Raw genomic sequence first — 24,750 nt, forward strand, 5'->3', positions numbered from 1 at the left:
CTCAGGCCGCGATGAGATCGTCGTCGTAGGGCAGCACCGCGATGGCGTCTTCCGCGGCGAGCTCCTCGCAGAACATCCGTGCGTCCTCGCGGGCCGATTCGGTCGCAAAGCGGCGCAGCAGGATCAGGAGCGGCTCGGCCGCCGAATGATCGGTCTCGCAATGCGTCAGCACCCGCTCCACCATGCGGCGATGCAGCCGCGCCGCGCCGTCACCGCTGTCGACATAGCCGACCTCGTGGCTGGCCTCGAGCGCGACGCGGAACGCGGCGTAGGTGGATTCCGGCAAGCCGGCGCGGCGCAGCAGCGCCTGCAGGCCGTTGCCGCCGCGGTCGTTCAACAACGCGGAGACGCGGCCATAGGGCAGTCCGGAGAGTTCAGCGAGCGCCGCCCCGAACAGATCGAGATTGCCCGACAGCAGCGCGCGCAGGATCAACCCGGCGGTCAATTGCCCGGTGGCGCGCAGATGCGTGATCAGGTTCTGCATGTCGTCGCCGAAGGCGCGCGCGGCGATGTTCACCGTGGAGCGTTCCCTGGCCTCGCCGGCAATCCGGTCGGCGCGATCGGCACCGAGCCAGTTTCGCGTGACGACGAACTGCGCCAGCGTGTCGGAGAGCTTTGCGACCAGCGCCAGCCGCGTCGCCGACGGCAGGTCTTCCAGCTGCAGCATCGATTCCCTGATGGCGGCGAGATGGCCGTGGCGTTCGACGATGCGATCCCAGGAGAACGGCGCGAGGCCGGCGTAAGGATTTTCGATCAGCTCGAGCGCGGCCGCGGCCGAGCCGACCTCGGCAATCGCGGCGGCGACGGAGGCCGGCAGATTGATGCGGCGCGCGATCGCGCACTGCATCTCGTCGGAACCGGTGGCGACGATGTCGACGAGGTCGGCATCGATCAGAAGCGGTGAATGTTCCAGCACCGGCAGCGCGATCGCCGGCTGGTCGGGCCGACAGCGCCTGCACGATCGCGGTGGGCGCGTCCGCGCTGCGCGCGAACACCTCGGCCATCGCCTGCCGCACCAGCGGCGACGGGTCGTCGAGCAGCATCAGCAGCGCGCCTTCAGCTGCGATGCGGTCGTCCTTGGTGAGATCCGAGATGAGCCAGGCCCGGGCCAACGCCCGTGTCGCCTCTGCTCGCTCACCTGCTGGAGCGGTCCTAATCCAACTAATGAACTGCCGAACGATCATGGTCCTTCCGGCTTACGCAACGAAACGGCATCGACATACGACGCCACGCAAGGAAAAATAAACCATGACGCTTAACAAAGGGTTCACCATAAACGTTTGGGATTATTGACGTTTCGTTAAAGCCGCAACGGCGCGCGGCTTCGCGCGCGCAGCAAGACAGCGCTAGCCGTTGCTGTAGGTGCCGCTCGGATCGCTGAACAGGTCAAGCCGCCCGGGCACGCGGACCTTCGGCGTCGCCGACGCGGTCAGCGAGGAGGAATTGCCCCACAGCTCCTGCACCGCCGGCGAGATCGGCTCCGAGCGATCGCCGGCCTGGTAGAGCGAGCGGAAGGTCGGCGCCGACTGTGCCGATGCGATGGCCGAGGTCGCAGCGACGGGCGTCGCCGACCGGGAGTCGGAGAAGGTCGAGAGATAGGACGCGGTATCCATGGTCAGCGCTGTCGTCGGCGCGGCGCCTGCGATCGCGTAAGGCGACATGGTGTCGCCACCCGCCGCCGCGAAGGCGGTGCGCGTATCCTGGGAGTTCGCGGCCGCGGCGTAGCGCGTGGTCAGCACCGAATAGACCTGGCTGACGCTGCGTGCGCTGCCCGACTTGTCGTAGAAGATCGACTGGTTGGCGGCCGCCGCCTTCGGGAACATCCTGGCCGCATTGGCGCTCGGGCTGTCCTCGGCGCTCGAGATCAGCTTGCCGGCGCCGCCGACGCCCATGAAATGGGCCATGTAGAGTTCGGCATCGGTCGGACGGCGGCCGAGCTTGCCGGTAAGCTTGAAGCTGTTGGACTGCGTCAGCACCGCCGCCATCGAGGACGCCGCGTCCGGATCGTCGCGCAGCTTCATGACCGCGGCGCGCGCCGAGGGATCGCCGACCGAATAGCTGCCGTCGGAATTCCTGGTGATGGCGTCGGCATACTGGCCATAGCCGAGCTGGCTTCCGGCCTCCTTGACGGTGCCGAGCCAGGTTTGGTCGATGAATTGATAAAGTCCATGCGCCGACGAAGTCGTGGCGCCGGCCCGCGGATTGAAATTGGATTCCATCTTCGCGGTCGTGAGCAGATATTCGAAGCTCGTGCCGGCGGTCGCGGCCGCCTGCTTGATCGAGCTCGCCACCTTCAGGCGCGAGGAATCGACACCTGCCGAAGCCGTCGCATTGAAGAGGTCGACCGCCATCTGTCCGGGTGCCTTGCCGGGCGCCGGCAATCGGCACCCATGTCCCGTCAAGGTGCCGTAATTATGGTTAATGGCGCGTTAATAGCGCCGATTCAGGGCTGGGCCTCGTAGTAGTGCGCGACCTGGTCGATCTCCTCGGCCGTCATCGGGCGCGCGATGTTGCGCATCTGCTGGCTGATGTCGTTGCGGCGGGCCCCGGATGCAAAGGCCTCGAGCTGTGCCTTGATGTAGACTGCCGACTGGCCGCCCAGCCAGGGGCTTCCCGCCTTGTTGTCGACATCGCCGTGGCAGGAGCCGCAAGGCGCGATGTTGCGCATCGGGGCGCCCGTCACCACGATCGCCGGCGCGGGACGCGCGGTATCCAGATTGTTCGAAGGCACCCGCGGCAGATAGGCGTAATAGGCCGCGACATCCTTCATGTCCTGATCGCTCATCGCCGCTGCGAACGGGCTCATCACCACGCTGACCCGCGCGCCGGTCTTGAAGTCATTCAGCTCCTTGTAGGTCACCGCGGCAAATTGCCCGGCGAGGTTCGGTGAATGGGCGTCGCTGACGCCCTGCGGTCCGTGGCAGATCGCGCAGCGCTGCGCCAGCGTTGCGCCCCGCCCGATCGAGACCTGATCTGCCTTGGTCAGCATCTCCGACGTCATGATGACATTGGACGTCTTGAAATCCGGCTTGATGCCGGGCTCCTGCACGGCGGCACGCGGAACGCCGGCCGCGCTGCAGATCGCATCCCAGACCCCCGCAAGCTTCAAATTGGGCTGCGCCAGCGGCAACCAGATCAGGCCGGCGACGGCCGACAGCACGGCGATGGCGGCCGTGATGCCGACGCTGGCGCCGAACCACGGATTGCGAAGCGAGAACAGCGGCTGGTCGCTCATCGGCCGGCTCCGACATAGACCGCAGGCACGCTGGTCTCGTTCAGCGCCATCAGCTGCGCAATCGGGAAACCATAGTTCACCACGGTGAGACCGACCATCAACGCGAGCCACAGGCCGAATGAGTTGAGCGCGACCGGAATCCGCGCGGGCATGTGCAACGGGACCGCGAAGCGGTACGCACCCGCCTCGCCTCGCGCGCCGAACTGCCCGCGGATCAGCACCAGCAGGAACAGCAGGCCCGATATCAGAAGAATGAGCCCGCCGATCGCCGACATCGTGACCGACAAGGCCTGTGGCGAGATCGCCGGGTTGGCATAGTCGTAATACGCCATGCGGCGCGGCATGCCGAGAATACCGACATAGTGCCACGGGAAGGTGGTCACGATCATACCGATGAACCACAGCCAGAGCTGCGTGCGCATCAGGCCAAAACTGTCCAGCGCACGGTCGGTCAGATGCGGCCACAGATCATAGGCGATGGCAAAATACATGATCACGATGGCGCCACCGAAGATCAGGTGGAAATGGCCGGTGATCCACTGCGTGTTGTGCACGGTGGCGTCGAGCTGATAGCTCATGTTGATCAGACCGCCGGCGCCGCCGAAGCCGAGCATGACCAGCGACAGCGCCGTCGCCAGCATGATCGGATTGGACCATGGCAGCGCGCCGATCCAGCCGAATGCGCCGCGGCCGCCACGCAGGCGGCTGGCAATCTCCGCCGAGGCGCAGATCGTGAACACCGTGAGCAGCGTCGGCAGCGCGACGAGGCCGGTGAACACGGAGTGCATGAACTTGAATCCGGCGCCGACCTGCGGATCGGCAAACAGGTGATGCACGCCGATCGGCATCGCCACCACGACGAACAGGATGAACGAAATCCGCGCCATCGGGTCGCTAAAGAGCCGGCCGCCGATCGCCCGCGGGAAGATCGTGTAATAGGCGATGTAGGTCGGGATCAGCCAGAAATAGACGATGGCGTGCAGCGTCCAGGAGAAGAAGACACGGGCCAGCCCCGCATCGATCGTCGACTTCAGCCCAAGCGCCACGGGCAGGATCTGGAACAGGATCTCAAGCGCCGCGCCGACCGCGGTCCAGCCCCAGAGCAGTGAGCCCGCAACATTGGCATACATCGCAAGCGGCACCGGCTTGCCCGGGTTCTCGCGCTTCCAGATCACGAAATTGGTCACCATCAGCGCGACCCAGATCCATGAGCCGACCACGACCATGACGACGCCGATGTAATAGAAGGGATTGCCGACCATCGGCGGATAGAAGGTGTAGAGCACCGAGGCGAGCCCGAGCGACACCGGGATCATCGCGACAACGGCGCCGACGGCGACCAGGAAGAAGCCCACCCAAGCCCAGCGCCGTCCAACCAGCTCTTTCTCGAGCGAGGCTTCGGTGATCGCGTAACCGAATCCCATCGCGATCAGTGTCGGGAATACGTATCCCATCGCCGAGCCATGGGCGGTGACCGAGCGATAATAGAATTCCGGATTGAAATGCCAGGCGTTCAACGGGCTGCGCACGAACATCTGCCAGGCGCCGAGCACCAGCGCGACGCCGAACACGATGAAGGCAAGCCAGAAATGCACCGCGATCAGCCGCTTGTTAATCAACACAGGTCAGCCTCCGCTTCGCTGCCGCCATGTCACGGAACGCAGCCTTGTCGACCACCTTGACCTTGCCCCACATGCCCTGGTGGCCGATGCCACAGAATTCCTGGCACGGCATCACGTGATCGCCCGGCGCCTTGAAGCGCACCGGCAGGTCGGTGACGTAGCCCGGCACCAGCATCGTGTTGATGTTGGTGCCCTCGATCAGGAAACCGTGGACGACATCGGCGCTGGTGGCGCGGAAGGTGATCGGCGTCTCCGCGGGCACCACGATGCATTGCGGTGTGAAGGAATATTGCTGGCCAATCGCACGCACGGTGACCGATCCGTCGGCCAGCATTTCGCTGCCGAGATTGCTCTCGACGAATTCACCCGACAGATGCAGCGTCTTGGGATCGGCGGTTTCGACCCGGCCCTGCGGCATCGTCGCCTGATGGATGCCGATATAGGTCGCCATGCCGACCAGGACGCCGACAATGACGATCGACAGCGTCGCCCAGCGCCGCTCGATCCGTGCGGCAACGGCCTCGCCGAGGCTGTGGTCAGTCTCGCTCGCCATCAGGGAACGCTCCGCGGCAGGAAGACCAGTAGATAGAATGCAAACCACAACCCGACCACGACGGCCGTCGCAATGCCCGCGACCGCGACCGCGCCGCCCGGACCGGCGCGTACGATGGTCTCGACATCATCGTCTTCCGAGCCCGATGCCGGCGGTTGCGGCGAAGACGAGTTGATCATGATCGCGCTCCCCTTAACGCGCGACGAGACGAGGTTGACTAGTCATCGCGCTTTAGCTCCTTTGTTTGAGCATGATCGTTTCGGAAAACCGCTTCGCACTTTTCCGGATCATGCTTTAGTTCAGCGTTGCTGCCCGCAGTTCGTTGGCCTGCCGCGCCGACACCGGCTCGCCGCGATTGCCCCAGGCCGTTCGAATGTAGGTCACGACAGCCGCGACCTCGTCATCCGACAGCTTCTGCGCGAACGGCGGCATGCCGTGGGGCATCGGATTGCCCGACGTGCCCGGCGGATACCCGCCATTGAGCACCATCCGGATCGGGTTCACCGCGGAGACCATCTGGATCGACTGATTGCCGGCAAGCGGCGGATAATCCGGCGGCATGCCCTGCCCGGTCGCGCCATGACAGCTTGCGCAGTCGCGGTCATAGATCGACTTGCCAAAGGACAGCAGCAGACTGCTCTCGGCCGACGGTAGCGAAGTCGACGCCTTCTCCGGAGGACCGCCCTGCGCAAGGCCCTTCAGGTAGACCGCCATCGCGCGCGCATCATCATCATTGAGATATTGCAGGCTGTTGTAGACGACCTCGGCCATCGGTCCGTACACGGCGCCCTTGGCGGACACGCCCTTGCGCAGATAGTCGACGATCTCCTCGATCGTCCAGTCGCCGAGCCCCGTCTCCTTGTTGGAGGTCAGCGACGGCGCGTACCAGTTCTGCATCGGGATCAGGCCGCCCTCGAAGGCCTGCGACTGCTTGCTGCCGCCGAGCGCATTGATCGGGGTATGACACATCCCGCAATGCCCTAGCCCCTCGACCAGATAGTTACCTCTGTTCCACTCCGCCGACTTCGTCGGATCAGGCTTGAACTCGCCTTCCCTGAAGAACAGCGTGCGCCAGCCAATGATCAGCGAGCGGTTGTTGAACGGGAATGTCAGGTCATGCGGCTTGTTGAGCTGCCTGACCGGCGGCACCGTGCGCAAATAGGCGTAGATCGCGTCGCTGTCCTCGCGCGTCACCTTGGTATAGGAGGCGAACGGCATCGCCGGATAGACCAGGCCGCCATCGGGGAAGCGGCCATTGTGCATCATCTGGTAGAACTGATCCGACGTCCATGTGCCGATCCCGGTCTGCGGGTCGGGCGTGATGTTCGACGTGTAGAGCGTGCCGAATGGCGTCTTCATCGGCAGCCCGCCGGCGAAGGTCTTGCCTTCGCGCGCGGTGTGGCAGGCGATGCAATCGCCGGCGCGTGCGAGATACTCGCCCTTGGCGAGCACGGCCGGATCGGCCGCCTTCTGCTGCGCCGATGCCCCAATCGGCGACAGTGCCAGCATCAGTCCGACAAGCAGTCCTGTTAAGGTTCGCGACATCGGCACGATCCCTTCAATGCGGTTCGCTGCCGCATTCGAGCGGCATCGGAAGGCTGCCTCGCGGCGCGAAGGATGGATCCGACGGCGCCGGACGCGACGACAGGTAGGCTGCCACCGCCTTCACGTCGTCCTCCGTCAGCAGGCTCGCGACGATCTGCATGCAATCGGGAGCGAACGCGGTCCGCGTACCGTAGCGCCAGCCGCCGAGCTGGCCGCTGATATAGGCGGCGCGCAGGCCAAGCAGGCCGGGAATGCCGGGCTCCATGCCCCCCAATGTAGGACCATGACAGGCCGAACAGGGCGGAATGCCGTGCTGCGGATCGCCGTTCTTCACGATCGTCTCGCCGCGCGCCAGAATCTCCTTGCTGTCGACCGGCGGGACCGGCGGCGGAAATGCCGGCCTGAGCGAGGCGAAATATTCGGCGATCTTCTTCAGGTAATCGTCGGTCTGAAACTCCAGTAGGTAGTTCATCGGCGGATATTTCCGCCGTCCATCTCGGAATGCGATGAGCTGGTTGTAGAGATAGCCTGCCGGCTTGCCGGCCAGCCGCGGGAAATAGGCGTCGCTGGTGCCCTCGCCTTCGGCGCCGTGACACGGCGCACAGGCAAGGACGCGCGCGGCCATCGTATCGGGCGCACGCTCGGTCGTTTGCGATTGCGCCTCGCCGATCGGCCACACAGCCCAGGCAAAAAACCCAACAAGCGGTATCAGGCGATGCGCCACAGTTCACCCCCAGTGACGACCATGCGCAACGGCTTGCGCATGGCGTAACAGGGGCCACGAAGTACACGACTTCGCCGCGCTGTACTTGATTCAGATCAATGATCTATTTGCGATAGACCTGCGCCGGATCGAACAGCTTCTCGGCGTCGACAAAGGACAGGCTGACATGCCCGCCCTCGTCCTTCACCGCGCGATAGAAGCAGGAGCGCCGTCCGGTGTGGCAGGCGGCGCCGATCTGCTCGACCTTGATCCACACCGCGTCCTGATCGCAATCCATCCGGATCTCGACCACGCGCTGGGTCTGGCCCGAGCTCTCGCCCTTGCGCCACAGCGCATTGCGCGAGCGGCTGAAGTACCAGCCTTCGCCGGTCGCGATCGTCTTGCGCAGGGCCTCGTCGTTCATGTGCGCGACCATCAGCACATCGCCGGTCGCGGCATCGGTCGCGACGCAGGTCACAAGACCTGCCGCGTCGAATTTAGGCTGGAAGGCCAGCCCCTCCTCGCGGTCGTGATCGTGGGTCGCTGCGGACACGGAAAACCTCGCTCAGGAAAATGCGAGGTTACCGGTTCGGTCCTCGCACCAGGGACAGGAAACGCTGCTGCTCCGCCGGATTGTCGCGGAACATGCCAGTGAAGCGGCTGGTGAAGGTCGATGCACCATGCTTGGCAACGCCGCGCACCGACATGCAGGTATGCTCCGCCTCGATCAGCACGGCAACGCCGCGGGGCTTCAGCACCTCGTCGATCGCAGCCGCGACCTGTGCGGTGAGATGCTCCTGGGTCTGCAGACGGCGGGCGAAGATATCGGTCAGCCGCGCCAGCTTGGAGAGGCCGACGACGCGCTCCACCGGCGTATAGGCAATATGCGCCTTGCCGTAGAACGGCATCATGTGATGCTCGCACTGCGAGGTGAACTCGATGTCGCGGACGAGGACGAAATCGTCGTAGCCGGCGGTCTCGCCGAAGGTGCGGTTCAGTACCTCGGCCGGGCACTGGTGGTAGCCCTGATAGAGCTCGTCATAGGCCTCGACGACCCGGCGCGGCGTGTCGAGCAGTCCCTCGCGGCCGGTGTTCTCGCCGATATAGGCGAGCAGCGTCTTCACGGCGTCCTCCGCCTCCGCCCGCGACGGGCGCGGCTGGTCGGCGCGGACGGCCGCCGTCATGAATTCTGAGGGGTCGAGCTCGCCGGGCTTCGCGTCGGCCGGCTTGTTGGGGCGAATCGATTTGATCAAGGCGTCCATGTCTTCTCCGTTCGACCGGCCCTCGGATTTGACCTTGGTCCGGATGTGTCACCGGGCAGACGGGGCGGATGGTTCGACCGCCGGGCGCCTGAGTCCCACAATTGTAGCACCGCCGCGGCGGAGGTGGGCCGCGGTGGCTGCATGGCCGGGCTATGTTTCCGGCGTTGCCGTTCATATATAGGACGGTGCAACCCAGCCGCCAAGAGCGCCCGGCACCGCCGGAACCAGGCATCTGTCCCCATGCTGAACGACATTTACAACAAGCGGATCATCGAGTTGGCCGGCAATATTCCGCGCCTCGGACGGCTGGCCGACCCGGACGCCAGCGCCACCGCCCACTCCAAATTGTGCGGTTCGACCGTCAAGGTCGACCTCAAGATGGACGGTCCCGTGGTGACGGATTTCGCCCATGACGTGAAGGCCTGTGCGCTCGGCCAGGCCTCCTCCTCGATCATGGCGAGCCGGGTGGTGGGCTCGACCGCGGACGAGCTGCGCGAATTGCGCGAGACGGTCCGCAAGATGCTGAAGGAAAACGGCCAGCCCCCGCAGGGCGGCAAATGGGCCGATATCGCGCTGCTCGAGCCGGTGCGCGACTACAAGGCCCGCCATGCCTCGACCCTGCTGACCTTCGATGCCGTGGTCGATGCGATCGGCCAGATCGAGGCCAAGGCGAAGCAGCCGGCGTAAAATTGCATGTCAGGTCATTCCGGGGCGATGCGCAGCATCGAACCCGGAATCTCGAGGTTCCCCGATGCGCAATTGCGCATCTGTGGTCCGCTTACGCGTCCCGGAACGACGCGACAATGTGCGTTCTTACTGCGCGGGCTGGACCGGCGCCGGCGCTGCGCTGCCGCCGGTCGGCACCACGACCTCGGCGGTCTTGGTCGCTCTCGCCTGCGACGCCTCGCCCTCCATCGCGCTGCTCAAGAAGCGATCGTTGTTCTTCGGCTTCGCCTCGGCGACGGGAATAGCGTTGTCCTTGCTGTTGTCCTGCCGCGGCAGCACGTCGGCAACCGCATCGGTGGTGATGAGATTGGTCAGCCGCAATTCGGCCGCCGACAATTCGTGCAGGTCCTCCCACGGCGGCACGCTGAGCGAGAGCGCCAGCAGATCACCCGCGCCGCCCATATCGAAGGTGTATTTGGCAAGACGGCCGATATCGCGCTCGACGATCATCAGGTCCTGCGCGGTGTAGCTCGCCGCCTTGGCGTCGTCGGCGCGATCGCCCATCCAGATCTGATGTACGCGAACATGGGCGGCCGGCGGAACGTAGCGCGTCTTGCCCGACAACAGCAGGAACACGCACATCGACTCGCAATAAGCATCGGGCAGAACGCTCGCGCGGCCGCCCTGCGCGGCCTGATTGACGACGCTGGTGCCGACCGTGGTCAGCACGCCGAGACCGCGGAAGCGGCGGCCGAGCGCGATCGCGTCGTTGACCGAGCCGCCGCTGGAATCGAGCACGATGGTGGCGCCGTTGAGCTGGCGGCCGCGCGCGAACTCGTCGAATTCCCTCGGACTATCGGCCGTGATGATGCCGACCGCGGACACCCAGCCGCGGCAATTCGGCTGGCAGGCGATCCAGCTGAACTTCATCGGCAGCTTGCGCTCTTCGAGGGTCGAATTGGCCTGCGCGGAACCGCCCGCCACGGCGGCGGTGCCGGAAACCGCGAAGCAAAGAGCAACGGCGCCGGTAAGCGCCCAACTGCGCAACGAGAGCGACTTGACGAGCCTCAATTTGGTTCCTTCCCCCAAGCCCTTGGTGATGCGAGCGGTGGCAATGGCCCCATGGCAATGCGCCACGATTCCGTCAGCGGCGCGTTATGGGAACGGTAGCGTTGCTGACCCGGACCGTCCATAGAGCCCTTGCTGCAGCGCCATCGGTGCTGTGCAATAATAACGAACTGTGGCGTAAATATCTGCAAGAAAACAGTTCCTTGGCTTGGAACCCCCGCAAGACTACGTACATACTTGCGTATGCCGCCGACAGACCATTCAACGACACACCATCCACGATGCATGGACTGTGCCAGCACCATGCGCCGCTTGCCGCGCAACCTCGGCCGCGCCCTGATCTGGATCTACCGGCACACGCTGTCGCCGCTGGTCGGCTACAACTGCCGGCATCTGCCGACCTGCTCGGTCTATGGCGACGAGGCGATCGAACGCTTCGGCCTGTGGGGCGGCGGCTGGATGACGCTGGCGCGGCTGCTGCGCTGCCAGCCCTGGGGAACATCCGGGATCGATAATGTCCCGGTGACGAAGCCGCCCGGGGCACGCTGGTACTTGCCCTGGCGCTATGGCCGCTGGCGCGGCGTCAACGAAGGCTGACGCGGCGTCAACGAGAATTGATCGATTGCTGCGGCATGTCCAAGCGCAGCGCGCATTGCTGCCCGGCGGAACTGTGGCGATAGTTGGCGCATTGTTTCATTGCCCCCTTTGGGGAGGAAACAACAATGCGCTGGAAAATCAGCCACAACGGTCATGATCCCCGGCAGATCGACTTGCTGGCCGTGCTTGCCTTGCTCGTCGTGATCGTCGCCGCCTACGGCTACTTCACCCACAATCCGAACAAGCCGAGCACGACGGCGTTCATCGTGCCCAGCCAAAGCGTGAGGTGGTGACGCGCAGTCGAGCTCCCTGATGTTCCGCACGCGGATCGTTGTTGGGATGCTCTCGCGAACACAAACGTGAAAGCCAACCGTTCACTCGGCTGCGGCGGTGGCGGCCGTCCGTCGCGGCCGCGTGACGACCACGACCGCGAGCGCCGCCGCGACGAAGGCCGTAGCCACGTAGCCTGCGCTGTGCAGCCATTCGCGGGCGAACAGCAAGCCGCCGATCGCGGAGCCGATGGCCTGGCCGATATACAGCACCGAGGTATTGAGCGAGACCGACGCCGAAGCGAGCGCCGGCGCCGCACCGACCAGGCGTACCTGCTGCATCGAATTGGTCGATGCAAAGCCGAGGCCCCACACCGCGACGGAGGCGGCCATCAGGGCGTAGGCGCCGGCGCTCAGCGCCCAGCCGGCGACGCCTGCGAGCAGCAGCACGGTGAACAGGACCGAGGTTTTCCAGGCGCCCCACGAGTCCACCACGCGCGTTGCGATCACGATGCCGACGAACCCGAAGATGCCGTAGAGCGCGAACACGATCCCGACGGCGTCCGCATTGGCGCCGGTCAGTTTGGCGAGCAGCGGTCCCATGAAGGTGAACACCACGAACTGGCCGGACATCTGCAGCGTCGTGATCGACAGCAGCAGAATGACCATCGGATTGCGGCCGAGATCGACCCAGGTTCTGAGGTCAACCGGCGCGCCGTGCAGTCCGCCTGGCAGCCGCCACCACAGCAGCAGGGAGCTGACGAGCCCGGTCAGCGCGATCGCGCCATAGGTCGCGCGAAAGCCGTAGCGGCTTGCGATGAAGGTGATCAGCGGCAGCCCGATCGCGGCAGCAAGCGACCAGCCGAGGAAGATGTAGGCAATCGTGCTGCCGCGCTTCTCCACCGGCACGATCAGTGCCGCGGTGCCCGCCGCCTGCGGCGTGTAGAGCACGCCGACCGCGAGCATCACCAGCCGAATGATCAGGAGGCTGTCGTAGTTCGGCACAAAGGCGGATGCCGCATTGGTCAGCGTCAGCACCAGCAGCGTCGCCGTCAGCAAGGCCCGCCGCTCGATCCGGCTGGTCAGCCACGCCGTCGCCGGCGAGCCCACGCACAGCACGATCGCGCCGAAGGTGATCAGGAGACCCGCGGTGTGGATCGTGACGCCGAGTCCGTCGGACAACTCCGCCAGCATGCCGGCCGGCGCCAGCACCGAGCAGCCGGTGACGATGTTGCCGAGCATCAATGCGGTGGGAGCGAAGCGTTTCACGCCGCGTTGTTAGCAGACGCCGAGATCGATGCAACTGCATCTAAATGCATGGCACCTGATCGAACGGCGCCTCTTGCGCTCATGGCGACGGTGACGCCGCCGGCACGGCGCTGACGCTCGGCGACGCGGCGGCCGGCAACGGGCTCGCAGGCTTCGGACCGGTGGTCGCCGCCGGGCATGATGCCAGAAGCTGCGTCCAGCCCTGCTCCAGCCCGATGGTGCCGATATCGAATGTCGCAAGGCCGGACTTGGTGTCAGACTTGACGTCGGACTTGGCGTCAGGCTTGGCGTCGGTTGCCGGCGGGCTTTCGCCGATCTGCAGATGCGGGGCCGCGAGCATCGCCTTGACGATGTCCGAGGTCACCGCCTCGCTCCAGACCTCGTATTTGCCGAACCGCGCCGACCGGCCGAATGCAACGGTCTTGGTCGCGCCGGCCATCATCAGCACCGTGCTCTTGCCGGCTGCCCCCTCCTCGAACTCGCGCACGAACATCAGCCGCCCGCGATCCTTGCTCTCGCAGAACAGCCGCCACTCCATCATGCGGAACGCGCTGCCGTCGGCCCTTTTCTGCTGCACGATCTTGCGAACATAGGGCCGTGTCTCCTTCTCCACCGCCCACAGGGTTTCCGGCAGCGGCCGCGTATCGATGCCGAATCGATAGAGCTCCGGCCGCGTCAGCACGTGCAGGTCCTCGAACTTCACGGACTTGATGAGGTCGCTGAGCTCATGGCTGATGCCCATCGCCGCGAGGAATACATTGCGGTCGCGATCGGCGCTTACCATCTCGCGCCGCCTGAAGTCCGCGACGACCTGCGCAGGCGGATGCCCGTGGACGACGAACATCAGCTTGGAGTTATGCACCGCGAGCACCGAATCGGGCGCCACTTCGCGGCTGGTCGCGCCCAGGAACAGATAGGCGCAGGCCGACACGCACATCGCGTTGCGCGTGGCGAGCTCGGCCTCGACCTCGCCCTTGGCAGCCTTGATCTTCAGGCATGCGGCGTCGATCTGCGTGCCGGTGGAACAGGCCGGCACGATGGTACGGCCGACTCGGGCGATTGCCTTGTGCGCGCGCAGGAACCGCGCGATCCCATAGGACTGCTCGACGTTTCCGCCCGGCGAATGAAGGTAGATCGGAAGCTGCCTGTCCTTGACGGCAAACAGGAAGGTGCGAATCCGCTGAGCGGCTTCCCGATCGATCTCGCCTTCGATCGCGATCCAGCGATCGCAGCCGGCGCCGCAGGCGTTCGCTGGCCCATGGGCGAGATAGATGGTCAGCTTCTTCGCAAATCCGGCCTTCTGGACCGGTGTTTCTTCCGCCCGCAACACGCCCGGGATCAGAAGCAACGCCACGAAAAACAGGAGACGGGAAAACATGAACCTTGCGGATCGCGCGATGGCGGAAAACGGACGCCGGACGTTAGACGATGATCGGCAGCGTCGCAACGATCCGTGGCGTCGCCTGCAGCCGAGCCTTGTTCAAATCCGTGCGGCCGGTGGCCCATTTTCTTGATATTGCCGGATTGCAGGCGTCAAATCCCCTGCTATACCGCTGCTTTCCGCTTACCTGCGCTCGTTCGCAGGAGTGAGCTACAGGAGTCACCATGGCAGAAACGCCACCCAAATCCGAATCCGGATTCCAGTACAGCCTCTCTAACCTCAAACCCGCAGAACCCGTGAACAAGATCGCCCTCACCTTCCCTGATGGAGCGAGGCGCGATTTCCCGAGAGGGACCACCGGTCTCGACATCGCCAAAGGCATTTCGCCCTCGCTCGCCAAGCGCACCGTCGCGATGGCGCTCGACGGCACGCTTGCCGACCTCAATGATCCGATCGAGGCCGACGCCAAGATCGAGCTGATCGGCCGCGAAGACCCGCGCGCGCTGGAACTGATCCGGCACGATGCCGCGCATGTGCTGGCGGAGGCCGTGCAGTCGCTGTGGCCGGGCACCCAGGTCACGATCGGCCCGGTGATCGAGAACGGCTTCTACTACGACTTCTTCCGCAACGAGCCGTTCACCCCGGAAGATTTTGCCGCGATCGAGAAGCGGATGCGCGAGATCGTCGCGCGCGACAAGCCGTTCACGAAGGAAGTCTGGGATCGCGAGAAGACCAAGCAGGTGTTCCGCGACAAGGGCGAGGCCTTCAAGGTCGAGCTGGTCGACGCCATTCCCGGCAACGAGCCGATCAAGATCTACTTCCAGGGCGACTGGTTCGACCTCTGCCGCGGCCCGCACATGACCTCGACCGGCAAGATCGGCAACGCCTTCAAGCTGATGAAGGTGGCGGGCGCGTATTGGCGCGGCGATTCCAACAATCCGATGCTGACCCGCATCTACGGCACGGCATTCGCCAGGCAGGAAGACCTCGACGCCTATCTCAAGCAGATCGAGGAAGCCGAGAAGCGCGACCACCGCAAGCTCGGCCGCGAGCTCGACCTGTTCCACTTCCAGGAGGAAGGCCCGGGCGTGGTGTTCTGGCACCCCAAGGGCTGGACCATCTTCCAGCAGCTGATCGCCTATATGCGGCGCCGGCTGCTCGGCGACTACAACGAGGTCAACGCCCCGCAGATCCTCGACAAGGCGCTGTGGGAGACCTCGGGCCATTGGGACTGGTACCGCGAGAACATGTTCGCGGCGCAGTCCGCCGGCGACGAGGCCGAGGACAAGCGCTGGTTCGCGCTGAAGCCGATGAACTGCCCGGGCCATGTGCAGATCTTCAAGCACGGGCTGAAGAGCTACCGCGACCTGCCGTTGCGGCTCGCCGAGTTCGGCGTCGTGCATCGCTACGAGCCGTCGGGCGCGATGCACGGCCTGATGCGGGTGCGCGGCTTCACCCAGGACGACGCCCATGTGTTCTGCACCGAGCAGCAGCTCGCCGACGAGTGCCTCAAGATCAACGACCTGATCCTGTCGACCTACGCCGATTTCGGTTTCGACGGCGAGCTCACGGTCAAGCTCTCGACGCGGCCGGAGAAGCGCGTCGGCACCGACGAGATGTGGGATCACGCCGAGCGCGTGATGGCGACGGTGCTGTCGGAGATCAAGGCCAAGGGCAGCAACCGCATCCGGACCGAGATCAATCCGGGCGAAGGCGCGTTCTACGGACCGAAGTTCGAGTATGTGCTGCGCGACGCCATCGGCCGCGACTGGCAGTGCGGCACGACCCAGGTCGACTTCAACCTGCCGGAACGGTTCGGCGCGTTCTACATCGATCATGATGGCTCGAAGAAGGCACCCGTCATGGTGCACCGCGCGATCTGCGGTTCGATGGAGCGCTTCATCGGCATCCTGATCGAGCACTATGCCGGCAACTTCCCGCTCTGGCTGGCGCCGACCCAGCTCGTCGTCACGACCATCACCTCCGAAGGCGACGAGTACGCCAAGGTGGTGGCGGCCGCCGCGCGCCGCGCCGGGCTCCGGGTCGAGATCGACCTGCGCAACGAGAAGATCAACTACAAGGTCCGCGAGCACTCGCTGGCCAAGATCCCGGCCCTGCTCGTCGTCGGCAAGAAGGAAGCCGAGACCCACTCGGTCTCGGTCCGCCGCCTCGGCAGCGAGCGGCAGACCGTGATGCCGACCGATGAGGCGATCGCCGCGCTGGCGGATGAGGCGACGCCGCCCGACGTGAAGCGGGCGCGATCCGTCGCCTGATCTTCACAATCGGTCTAAACTGGCTTTCATTGGCTTGGTCGTGTCCCCATCTTGGGGCCACGACTCCCCTTGAAGGACATTTCCGTGCCCGATGCCATTGAACTCCTGAAGACGCGCCGCTCGATGAAACCGCGCGAGATGACCGGCCCGGGCCCGTCCGCGGCCGAGCTCGAGACCATTTTGACGATCGGCGCACGCGTACCCGACCACGGCAAGCTCGCGCCCTGGCGCTTCATCGTGTTCGAGGGCGATGCCCGCGCGCGGGCCGGCGACGTGATCGCAAAGGTCTTCGCCCGGAAGAATCCCGGGGCGCCGGCCTCCGACATCGAGGTCGAGAAGAAGCGCCTGACCGACGCGCCGCTGGTGATCGGCGTGGTCTCCTTCACCAAGGCGCACCCGAAGGTGCCGCCGTGGGAGCAGGAATTGTCGGCGGGCGCCAGCGCGATGAACATCGTTACCGCGGCGACCGCGCTCGGCTACGGCGCCTGCTGGCTGACCGGCTGGTTTGCCTTCGACCGCGACGTGCTCGACGGCCTCGGCCTGAAGCCGGACGAGAAGCTCGCCGGGCTCATTCACATCGGCACCCCGACCGGGCCGAGCGAGGACCGCCCGCGCCCGGCCCTGTCGGATATCGTGACGCGGTTCTAGGGTACAGCCTTGTAGCCCGCATGAGCGGAGCGATATGCGGGACACTCGTCCCGGGTGTCGCTTCGCTCACCCGGGCTACAAAAGCCCTCGCCATTGTCGGGCATGACGACTACGCCGCCTTCGACGCACGCTCCGCAAAGCCGCTCAGCAAGGCCGCGATCTCGCCGGCCGGCCGCGCCGCGCTGAACAGAAATCCCTGCACCTCGTTGCAACCTTCGGCGCGCAACCAGTCGAGCTGGTCTGTCGTCTCGACCCCTTCCGCGGTCGTGGTGATCCTGAGGCTGCGGCCAAGGCCCGAGATCGCGCGCACGATCGCGAGGCAATCGGAGCGCCGCGCCAGATCCTTCACGAAGGAGCGGTCGATCTTGATCTTGTCGAACGGGAAGCTGCGCAGATAGCTCAGCGAGGAATAGCCGGTGCCGAAATCGTCCATCGAGATGCTGACGCCCAGTTCGCGCAGCTGATGCAGGATCGCGAGGTTGGCCTCGGTTTCCGCCAGGAACACCGACTCGGTGATCTCGAGCTCGAGCCGCCGGGCCGACAGGCCGGAATGCGCCAGCGCCGAGATCACGGCCTGGACCAGATTGCGGCTGCGGAACTGCACCGGCGACAGATTGACGGCGACCTTGACGTCGGCGGGCCACTTGATCGCCTCCGAGCAGGCTTCGCGCAGCACCCATTCGCCGAGCGCGACGATCAGGCCGATGTCTTCGGCAACCGGGATGAACTCCGCAGGTGAGACCATGCCCTTCTGCGGGTGCCGCCAGCGCAGCAGCGACTCGAAGCCAGAGATGCGGTCGGCCGCGATGTCGACCAGCGGCTGGTAGTGCAGCTCGAACTCGCCGTTGCTGAAGGCCGCGCGCAGATCGCGCTCCATGTCGCGGCGCTTCTGCGCCTGCTGATCCATCTCCGGTTCGAAGAAGTGGTGCACGCCGCCGCCCTCGGACTTGGCGCGGTACAGCGCCATGTCGGCATTGCGCATCAATTCTTCCGACGTCGTGCCGTCACCCGGTGACAGCGCGATGCCGACGCTGGCACCGACCACGACCTCGAGCCCGTCGATGTTGTAGGGCGCGCTCAGCGCTTCGATCAACCGTTCGGCGAAAGCGCTCGCCTCGTTCGGCGAAACGTCGGCCGCAAGCACGATCGCGAATTCGTCGCCGCCGAGGCGGGCCGCCACATTGTCGTCGCGGACCACCTCGAGCAGCCGCTCCGCCACCAGCTTGAGCAGCCGGTCGCCCATCGGATGCCCGAAGGAGTCGTTGACGTTCTTGAACAGGTCGAGGTCGATGCACATCACCGCGACGCGCTTGTTGCCGCTGCGGCCGCGCTCCAGCGCCTCGCGCAGGCGCTCCTGGTAGAAATCGCGGTTCGGCAAATTGGTGAGACCGTCATGGTGTGCCATATGCGCGATCCGCGCTTCGGCGGCGCGGCGCTCGGTGATGTCGACCACCGCGACCAGATAGCCGTCGCGGCCCTCGAACGCCACCTTGCGCCCGAAGGTCAGCACGTGGATCTCGCTGCCATCGGCCCTGATGTGCCGCCAGTCGCGGCTCGATTGATAGACGTCGCCGATCTCGCGCAAGGCGGCGCTATGCACGCTCCACTCATCCACCGGCCAGATCTGGCGCAGCGTCATGCCGAGAAACTTTTCCCGGCTGTATCCATAATGCTGAACGGCGGCGTCGTTGACGCTGAGGAATTCCATCGTGCCGGCGTCGAACACCCACATCGGCATCGGGTTGTTCTCGAACAGCAGGCGGAACGACAGCTCGCGCTGCTTCAGCGCGGTGACGTCGGAGACGGTCAGCGACAGCATGTCGCCGAACGCCGTGACGCCGAGCCGCAGGCAGCGATCGCCGCTGTCGATCTCGAACTGCCCGCCCGGGCCGCCGCCGACAAATCCACGCAGACGGCTCATCACCGCTGACGCCGCAAGCGGATTGCCGCCGGCGCTGAGCCGGCGCCACAGCAATTCGGTCGCAGGCTGCATCAGCAGCCTTGCGGCGCCCTGGTTGAGATGCACGATCTGGAAGTCGGCCGGCTCGCCGCGCGCATCGCGGATCGCGGCGAGCGACAGCACGCCCTCGTCGGTGGCCGAGAAAATCGTATCGAGCAGATTGTACTGCGCATTGCGCTCGTTGACATAGACGCCGACCAGGATACCGCCCCAGCGCGACCGCGTCGGCAGCGCCAGCACGTCGAAGGTCCGCACCAGCCCGTCGCGGACGCAATGCGCCGACGCCAGATAGGGCCGGCAGTTCTCGCGCGCGTTTGCGGCCGCCTCGGTCAACGCGGTGGCGCAATCAGGCGGCAGGGCGCTGAGCGGAATGTCCCAGCGCTCGTCGTTCAGCCATGTCTGGACATAGCGGCCGGCGTGCGAGACGCTGAGCATGCCATCGACGCTCCGCAGCAGCACGATATGATCGGCGAGCCGGCCGAGACTGCCGAGCATCACGTCTTCATAGTGCGGCAGCTTTTCGCCGGGACGGACCGCGGCCTGCCACTTGCGTTGCAGAACCGGTACGTCGGCGAACATCTCGGAATTGAATTTGGCCGATGCTTTAGCTGATTTCTTGTTGGCCATGACCATGGCGCGCCCCACGCAAACACTAGTCCCCACGGCATCCAAGTCATGCCGCGGCTTAACGTCATGTAAAAATAGGCAGGCCCGGTATCGCCGCGAGCGATTATGACGGCTCAAATTCGCGCGATGGTTAGTTCACATTAGAGACTATGACAGCTGCATGAAATGCAGGACCGGCCGGACGTCAGCGCGCCACGACCTCGACTTCGCCATCGACACCGTTGACGACATTGAAGGGGCGCTCGAACACCTTGCCTTCGTTCTTGGCGATCGCGCGATACTCGCCCTCGGAGAGCACGACGCGCGGGAACGCGCCGATCGATTCCTTGATCACGTCGCCGCCCGGCGTGATCACCGACCAGGCGGTGTTGGCAAGCGCCTCGCCGCCCCGCTCGCTGACCAGCTTGAGGGTGATGACGGCGGCGCGATGGGTGACGGTGACGTCGGTCAGCTTGCCCGCCCCGACGCGAATGTCGGAGCGCACCACCGAGTTGGCGTCGCCATAGTTGGAGACGATGTAGTAGGTGCCCTCGGGCAGCAGCGCGACGTCGCCGGCGGCAACGTTCGGCACCATCGGTCCACGGTCCGAACCGTCGAACTGGCTGCCCTTGTAGATCGCAAACGAGATCTGGTTGGCGGGGATCTTGCTGCTGCCGACCCGACCCTCGATCCGCAGGCCCCCGGCCGGCAGCACGAAGGACTCGCGGTCGGTCTCCGACTTCAGGCTGACGGCGCGCACTGCGCTGACGAGGCCGAGCGCGACATGGACGACATAGTTGCCGGGCGGCAGCACCACGTTGGGCGTCGCCCCGCGCTCTTCGCGGACCAGCTTGTAGGTACCGTTGTCGTCAGGCTTGTCGGCGAACACCCGCCACACCAGCCCGGCATTGATGACCGGCAGGTCCTTGCCGTACCGCGCCGTCAGCGACAGCACCGCCTGCCCCGCGGCCGGCGACCCGGCCGGCGGCGCTGCTACCACCGGCGGCACGGTCGCAATCGAGGGCTGGACGATGGTCGGCTGGTTCAGCGGACCAGGCAGAACGGGCCCTGAACCGCCGCCCGATGGCGGCGCCAGGTTGAGCGCCGGACCGGACGGCACCTCCGGGACCGAGGCGGGCGGAATCGGCGGCGGCCGGTCGCTGAAGAACTGTGCAGATACGGAACCGGGGATCAGGGCGAGCAAAAATGCCGCAAGCGTCAACAGCGGAAGGAGCCGCATGCCCCGTCCGCATCCGCCGATGCCGTTGCCCCTCGAAGTCATCATCATGCTTTTCAACGAAAACGCGGCAAATTCAAGCCTTCGTCCAAGGGGATCCAGGGGGCGTCCAAGGCTTTGTCACAGTCCGGGTGGGCGGTGTCCGCCATTTGGAACCGCGCGATCAAGCCGATGTTAGCCCTATCGTCGCGGTCCAGTCACATTCCCTGCCTACCGCGGACTACCCGGGGCATGAATCGTGCCTGTGGGACTAACCATGAAGACGGACGACGCTGGCGCAGCCATGCTGCGCAGCCTAGTCTCGCGCTGGCAGGAGATTTGTCGTGTTGGATAGCTGGATGGGCCGAGGCCACAAGAGCTCCGACGGCCCCGACAAGGTAGGCTTGGGAACGGTTCGCCGGCCGGTCATCGGGCTTGCGCTCGGCGGCGGCGCCGCGCGCGGCTTTGCCCATATCGGCATCATCAAGACCCTGCTGGCCCACGGCATCGTCCCCAATGTGGTGGTCGGCACCTCGATCGGCTCCGTGGTCGGTGGCGCCTATGCGGCCGGCCATATCGAGACGCTGGAGCAATGGGCGCGCGGCCTGCAGCCGCGCAGCGTGCTCGGCTACCTCGACATCCGCCTCAACGGCTCCGGCCTGATCCGCGGCGCCAAGCTGGCCGCCGAGATCGAGGCTGCGTTGGGCCAGGTCATGATCGAGGACCTCACGGTCAAGTTCGCCAGCGTCGCCACCGAAGTGCGCACCGGGCACGAGATCTGGCTGACCCAGGGTCGCGTGGTCGACGCCATGCGCGCCTCCTACGCCCTGCCCGGCATCTTCGCGCCGGTCCTGATCGGCGACCGCTGGCTGGTCGACGGCGCGCTGGTCAATCCGGTGCCGGTCTCGGCCGCGCGCGCGCTCGGCGCCGAGATCGTCATTGCGGCGAACCTCTCCAGCGACGTGTTCGCGCACTCGACCACGATCTACAATCACGGCCCGTCCGCCGCGCCGGAGGTGACGGTTGCGGTGACCGCCGAGGCCGAACTCGAGCCGGAGCCGCCGAAGCGCCGGTTTGGCCGCTTCTTCTCCGCCGAACGTACCGTGAAGCGGGAGTTTTTCGGCAGCGCCAGCCGGCCCGGCATCTCGAGCGTCATGGTCGACGCCTTCAACATCATGCAGGACCGCATCACCCGCGCACGCCTTGCCGGCGATCCGCCTGATATGCTGATCTCGCCGCGGGTCGGTCAGATCGGCTGGTTCGACTTCCACCGCGCCGACGACCTGATCGCGCACGGGATACGCGCCGCCGAACGCTCCATCAGCGCAATCGAGGAAGCGATCGACATCCTGGCGCCGCCGTCTAGCGGCGCGGGCAGCACCGGGAAGTAGCGCTCAGGCGGTCTTGATGTAGTCGCGCAGCGCCTCCTGCTCGCGCTCATATTCCTCGACGCGCCGCTTGACGATGTCGCCGATCGAGATCAGCCCGACCACCTTGCCGTCCTCGACGACAGGAAGATGGCGGAATTTCCCCGTGGTCATCATCTCCATGATGCCGCTGACCGTATCGGACTCGCGGCAGCTCACGACCTTCTTGGTCATGACCGCGCTGACCGGTTCGTCCAGCGCGCCCGCGCCGCGCTCAGAGAGCACGCGCACGATGTCGCGCTCCGACAGGATGCCCTCCATGCGGCTCTGCTCCATCACCAGCACCGCGCCGATCCTACGCTCGCCGAGCAGCTTGACCGCGGCCGAGAGCTTCGCGCCGGGCGCGACGCTCATGACCTGATGGCCTTTTGCATCGAGAATGGAACGTACCGTCATTGTCGGCCTCCCTGAATCCGCTCGTGCCCCGCTTGAGCGGAGCCGAGCCTGTTCGCCAGAGTCTTCAATTAACAGTTCCGCGCCGGTTTCGGTTCCGGGGCGCGGCGAGTAGCAGGGCTCGATTTGTCGGCCCGCTTTGTTTCTGCGTCACAAAGATGATGGAGGAATTCGATCCAGGCCGCAAGCGGCGATCAGACGCGCCCCGACTGATCCACCGACGACGCATCTGCAGCATCGTCCCGCGTGCGCGGCACCGGATCGAACAACGAGAACAGCAGCAGTCCGGCAAGGAAGCCGCCGATATGCGCCTGCCAGGCGACGCTCGCGCCCTCGCCGCCGAGCGACAGCGAGGTGGCGCCGAACAGGATGTTGACGCCGAACCATATCGCCAGGAAGGCGAGCACCCGTCCGTTGCGCAGCGCCCGCCACAGCGACAGCGCAGGCACCTTGGCCGCCGCCTCGGCATCGCCACGGCTGAACGACAGGAAGCTGCCCTTCACAAAGGCAAAGCGGATCGCCGCCGCCATCGTGCCCGACACCGAAGCCGAAGCTCCGATCATCGGCGCGATCGCGTGCTCATGGGTCAACAGATGCGCAAGCGCGCCGGCGGCGGCCGTCACCGCCATGAAGACGAAGAAACGCAGCGCGCCGAAGCGCCGCGCCAGCGCGCTGCCGAACGGCAGCAGCCACAGCACGTTGAAGCCGATATGGGTGAGGTTGGCGTGCAGCAGCGAATAGGTGACGAAGGTCCAGACCTTGGCGCCTTCGCCGCCCGGAAAGGTGATGTCGAGCAGCGTCGAATCGTAGCGCTTCGGGATGAAGCCGAAGACGTCGATGGTCCAGTTCTCCAGCTCCGGCGGCAGCAGCACCCGCAGATGGATCGCCGCGATCAGCAGGATGTAGGCGGTGAGCGCCGGCGGCAAGGTCAGGATCGGCTCGCGCGGCGCCTCCGGCGGCGGCGCGAGCGGGGATTCGGGATGGGAGTCCAAGGGGTCGGCGACCTCGATGCGGCGGTGGATCAGAGATAGGCGGCTTTCGCACCCCTGTGCAAGTGCACAATCCCAAAATCGGACACCGGGTGTCGCGCAGTGCGGAATCGGGACAAAAGAAAAGGGAGGGCGCTGAGAACGCCCTCCCTGATCGGCTGGTCTTCTCGTGCCCCGGAGGGATCGGGAGAACGTCCCCACCCTCCCCGCACGGTGACCAAACTGTTTGACGCCACCTGTGTACCAAAGGCGCCGGCGCTTGGGGCAGCCGGCGCGAACGGGAACGCGCGGACCCTACCCACTGGTTCCGCGGGGGCCAAGGACATAGTTAAATTTACGTTAACAACACAAAGCTGCCGATAAGCCGCCCAAAGCGCGGCCACGGCATGGACGCTGCACAGCCTTCCCTGCACAACAGAGAAGGGAAGGCGCCTGAGCAAAACCGGGACAGATGTGTCCCGCCGAGACAGGTGCCGGGCAAGGTTTAGATGAAACACAGCTCGAGCCGCGAGTTCTTCGCATATTGGAATGCGAAGCGCGGCACCGCACGTGCACCTGACCGGAGTGAGTTCGAGCCGTCCGCGGTACGCGAACTGCTGTCCGACATCTTCGTGTTGTCCTATGACGGCGAGACTCGATTTCCGTTCCGCGTCGCCGGCACCCGCACCTCCGCCCTGCTCGGTTGCGACCTCAAGAACCGGAGCTTTTCCGCCCTGTTCACCGGTGCGAGCCGCGGCGAGATCGAAGACATCATCACCTGCGTCGTCGAAGAGACCCTGCCGGCCATCGCCGGCATCACCGCCACGACCGAGAGCGGCGCCAAGGCGCACCTCGAGCTGCTGCTGCTGCCCTTCACGAGCCGTGTCCATATGCCGGCGAGCCTCACCGGCCTGCTCGCCCCGTTCGAGGACGACGCCGGCCGGCTGCACGACCTGGTGCTGACCTCGTGGCGTTACCTGCATCCCCAGGAGCGGTTCGTGCCGCGGACCCTGCGCAAGCTCGCCATCGCGCGCGGCCTGATGGTCTACGAAGGCCTGCGCTAGCCGCCGGCACCCGCCTTGGGACGGG

23 protein-coding genes and 1 pseudogene are annotated in these 24,750 nt (G+C 65.5%); 7 read left to right on the top strand and 17 right to left on the bottom strand.

Annotated elements, in window-relative coordinates; translation table 11 throughout:
• Position 1: 1 nt before the first annotated feature.
• The 10 genes and pseudogenes from ACVI1L_RS38975 to folE form a co-directional block, all read right to left on the bottom strand.
• A pseudogene (locus ACVI1L_RS38975) lies at positions 2-1,184 on the bottom strand (DUF2336 domain-containing protein).
• A 162-nt stretch (positions 1,185-1,346) separates the two neighbouring features.
• Positions 1,347-2,351, bottom strand: a complete 1,005-nt coding sequence (locus ACVI1L_RS38980; protein WP_456785246.1) for a transglycosylase SLT domain-containing protein — start codon at positions 2,349-2,351, stop codon at positions 1,347-1,349.
• 92 nt (positions 2,352-2,443) lie between these two features.
• Positions 2,444-3,235 carry a c-type cytochrome gene (locus ACVI1L_RS38985; RefSeq protein WP_456785247.1) on the bottom strand — a complete coding sequence of 264 codons (792 nt, stop codon included), beginning with the start codon at positions 3,233-3,235 and terminating at the stop codon, positions 2,444-2,446.
• The gene (locus ACVI1L_RS38990) at positions 3,232-4,857 is read right to left on the bottom strand and encodes a cbb3-type cytochrome c oxidase subunit I (RefSeq protein ID WP_057019659.1); all 1,626 of its coding nucleotides are present in this window, start codon (positions 4,855-4,857) and stop codon (positions 3,232-3,234) included. Before ACVI1L_RS38990 ends, ACVI1L_RS38985 begins: the two co-directional genes overlap by 4 nt.
• Positions 4,847-5,410: a cupredoxin domain-containing protein gene (locus ACVI1L_RS38995; RefSeq protein ID WP_057019660.1), complete on the bottom strand. Its 564-nt coding sequence runs from the start codon at positions 5,408-5,410 to the stop codon at positions 4,847-4,849. Before ACVI1L_RS38995 ends, ACVI1L_RS38990 begins: the two co-directional genes overlap by 11 nt.
• Positions 5,410-5,589 carry a hypothetical protein gene (locus ACVI1L_RS39000; RefSeq protein ID WP_016843914.1) on the bottom strand — a complete coding sequence of 60 codons (180 nt, stop codon included), beginning with the start codon at positions 5,587-5,589 and terminating at the stop codon, positions 5,410-5,412. The genes ACVI1L_RS38995 and ACVI1L_RS39000 overlap by 1 nt, the downstream gene beginning before the upstream one ends.
• 115 nt (positions 5,590-5,704) lie before the next feature.
• Entirely contained in the window at positions 5,705-6,955 is a 1,251-nt protein-coding gene (locus ACVI1L_RS39005; protein WP_057019661.1) for a c-type cytochrome, read from the bottom strand.
• Positions 6,956-6,968: 13 nt separating this feature from the next.
• Positions 6,969-7,580, bottom strand: coding sequence for a c-type cytochrome (locus ACVI1L_RS39010; RefSeq protein WP_456785248.1), 612 nt, complete (start codon positions 7,578-7,580; stop codon positions 6,969-6,971).
• A gap of 202 nt (positions 7,581-7,782) precedes the next feature.
• The gene (hisI, locus tag ACVI1L_RS39015; protein WP_057019662.1) at positions 7,783-8,211 is read right to left on the bottom strand and encodes a phosphoribosyl-AMP cyclohydrolase; all 429 of its coding nucleotides are present in this window, start codon (positions 8,209-8,211) and stop codon (positions 7,783-7,785) included.
• A gap of 28 nt (positions 8,212-8,239) precedes the next feature.
• Positions 8,240-8,920 carry a GTP cyclohydrolase I FolE gene (folE, locus tag ACVI1L_RS39020; RefSeq protein ID WP_016843918.1) on the bottom strand — a complete coding sequence of 227 codons (681 nt, stop codon included), beginning with the start codon at positions 8,918-8,920 and terminating at the stop codon, positions 8,240-8,242.
• Positions 8,921-9,160: 240 nt separating this feature from the next.
• Here folE and ACVI1L_RS39025 point away from each other — a divergent pair, with 240 nt between their 5' ends.
• The gene (locus tag ACVI1L_RS39025) at positions 9,161-9,607 is read left to right on the top strand and encodes an iron-sulfur cluster assembly scaffold protein (RefSeq protein ID WP_057019663.1); all 447 of its coding nucleotides are present in this window, start codon (positions 9,161-9,163) and stop codon (positions 9,605-9,607) included.
• A gap of 126 nt (positions 9,608-9,733) precedes the next feature.
• Here the strand turns inward: ACVI1L_RS39025 and ACVI1L_RS39030 are convergent, their stop codons facing one another.
• On the bottom strand, positions 9,734-10,657 hold the full coding sequence (locus tag ACVI1L_RS39030) for a hypothetical protein (protein WP_456785249.1): 924 nt from the start codon (positions 10,655-10,657) through the stop codon (positions 9,734-9,736).
• A 282-nt stretch (positions 10,658-10,939) separates the two neighbouring features.
• Here ACVI1L_RS39030 and yidD point away from each other — a divergent pair, with 282 nt between their 5' ends.
• Complete coding sequence (gene yidD, locus ACVI1L_RS39035) at positions 10,940-11,251, top strand: membrane protein insertion efficiency factor YidD (RefSeq protein WP_168856736.1); 312 nt, start codon at positions 10,940-10,942, stop codon at positions 11,249-11,251.
• Positions 11,252-11,376: 125 nt separating this feature from the next.
• Positions 11,377-11,544 carry a hypothetical protein gene (locus ACVI1L_RS39040; RefSeq protein ID WP_016843922.1) on the top strand — a complete coding sequence of 56 codons (168 nt, stop codon included), beginning with the start codon at positions 11,377-11,379 and terminating at the stop codon, positions 11,542-11,544.
• Positions 11,545-11,625: 81 nt separating this feature from the next.
• On the opposite strand, the gene ACVI1L_RS39045 is transcribed toward ACVI1L_RS39040, so the two are convergent.
• The gene (locus tag ACVI1L_RS39045; protein ID WP_168856787.1) at positions 11,626-12,762 is read right to left on the bottom strand and encodes an MFS transporter; all 1,137 of its coding nucleotides are present in this window, start codon (positions 12,760-12,762) and stop codon (positions 11,626-11,628) included.
• Positions 12,763-12,868: 106 nt separating this feature from the next.
• A complete protein-coding gene (locus tag ACVI1L_RS39050) occupies positions 12,869-14,167 on the bottom strand; it encodes an ATP-dependent Clp protease proteolytic subunit (RefSeq protein ID WP_456785250.1) in 1,299 nt (432 codons plus the stop codon).
• A gap of 227 nt (positions 14,168-14,394) precedes the next feature.
• Between ACVI1L_RS39050 and thrS the strand changes: the two genes are divergently transcribed.
• Both thrS and ACVI1L_RS39060 read left to right on the top strand, forming a co-directional pair.
• Entirely contained in the window at positions 14,395-16,443 is a 2,049-nt protein-coding gene (thrS, locus tag ACVI1L_RS39055; RefSeq protein ID WP_316398056.1) for a threonine--tRNA ligase, read from the top strand.
• 84 nt (positions 16,444-16,527) lie between these two features.
• A complete protein-coding gene (locus tag ACVI1L_RS39060) occupies positions 16,528-17,091 on the top strand; it encodes a nitroreductase family protein (RefSeq protein WP_456785251.1) in 564 nt (187 codons plus the stop codon).
• 109 nt (positions 17,092-17,200) lie between these two features.
• Here ACVI1L_RS39060 and ACVI1L_RS39065 read toward each other — a convergent pair whose 3' ends face one another.
• A complete protein-coding gene (locus tag ACVI1L_RS39065; RefSeq protein ID WP_456785252.1) occupies positions 17,201-19,684 on the bottom strand; it encodes a putative bifunctional diguanylate cyclase/phosphodiesterase in 2,484 nt (827 codons plus the stop codon).
• Positions 19,685-19,862: 178 nt separating this feature from the next.
• Positions 19,863-20,939 (bottom strand): hypothetical protein, encoded by a 1,077-nt coding sequence (locus ACVI1L_RS39070; protein ID WP_028342693.1) that lies wholly within the window; start codon positions 20,937-20,939, stop codon positions 19,863-19,865.
• Positions 20,940-21,217: 278 nt separating this feature from the next.
• On the opposite strand from ACVI1L_RS39070, the gene ACVI1L_RS39075 reads away from it, so the two are divergent.
• Positions 21,218-22,264, top strand: a complete 1,047-nt coding sequence (locus tag ACVI1L_RS39075; RefSeq protein WP_057019669.1) for a patatin-like phospholipase family protein — start codon at positions 21,218-21,220, stop codon at positions 22,262-22,264.
• A gap of 3 nt (positions 22,265-22,267) precedes the next feature.
• Here the strand turns inward: ACVI1L_RS39075 and ACVI1L_RS39080 are convergent, their stop codons facing one another.
• Both ACVI1L_RS39080 and ACVI1L_RS39085 read right to left on the bottom strand, forming a co-directional pair.
• The gene (locus ACVI1L_RS39080; RefSeq protein ID WP_057019670.1) at positions 22,268-22,696 is read right to left on the bottom strand and encodes a CBS domain-containing protein; all 429 of its coding nucleotides are present in this window, start codon (positions 22,694-22,696) and stop codon (positions 22,268-22,270) included.
• Between the two features lie 191 nt (positions 22,697-22,887).
• On the bottom strand, positions 22,888-23,685 hold the full coding sequence (locus tag ACVI1L_RS39085; protein WP_168856741.1) for a rhomboid family intramembrane serine protease: 798 nt from the start codon (positions 23,683-23,685) through the stop codon (positions 22,888-22,890).
• Positions 23,686-24,170: 485 nt separating this feature from the next.
• Between ACVI1L_RS39085 and ACVI1L_RS39090 the strand changes: the two genes are divergently transcribed.
• Positions 24,171-24,725 (top strand): PAS domain-containing protein, encoded by a 555-nt coding sequence (locus ACVI1L_RS39090; protein ID WP_456785253.1) that lies wholly within the window; start codon positions 24,171-24,173, stop codon positions 24,723-24,725.
• Positions 24,726-24,750: the final 25 nt, after the last annotated feature.

Source organism: Bradyrhizobium sp. USDA 4516 (genome assembly GCF_054055915.1).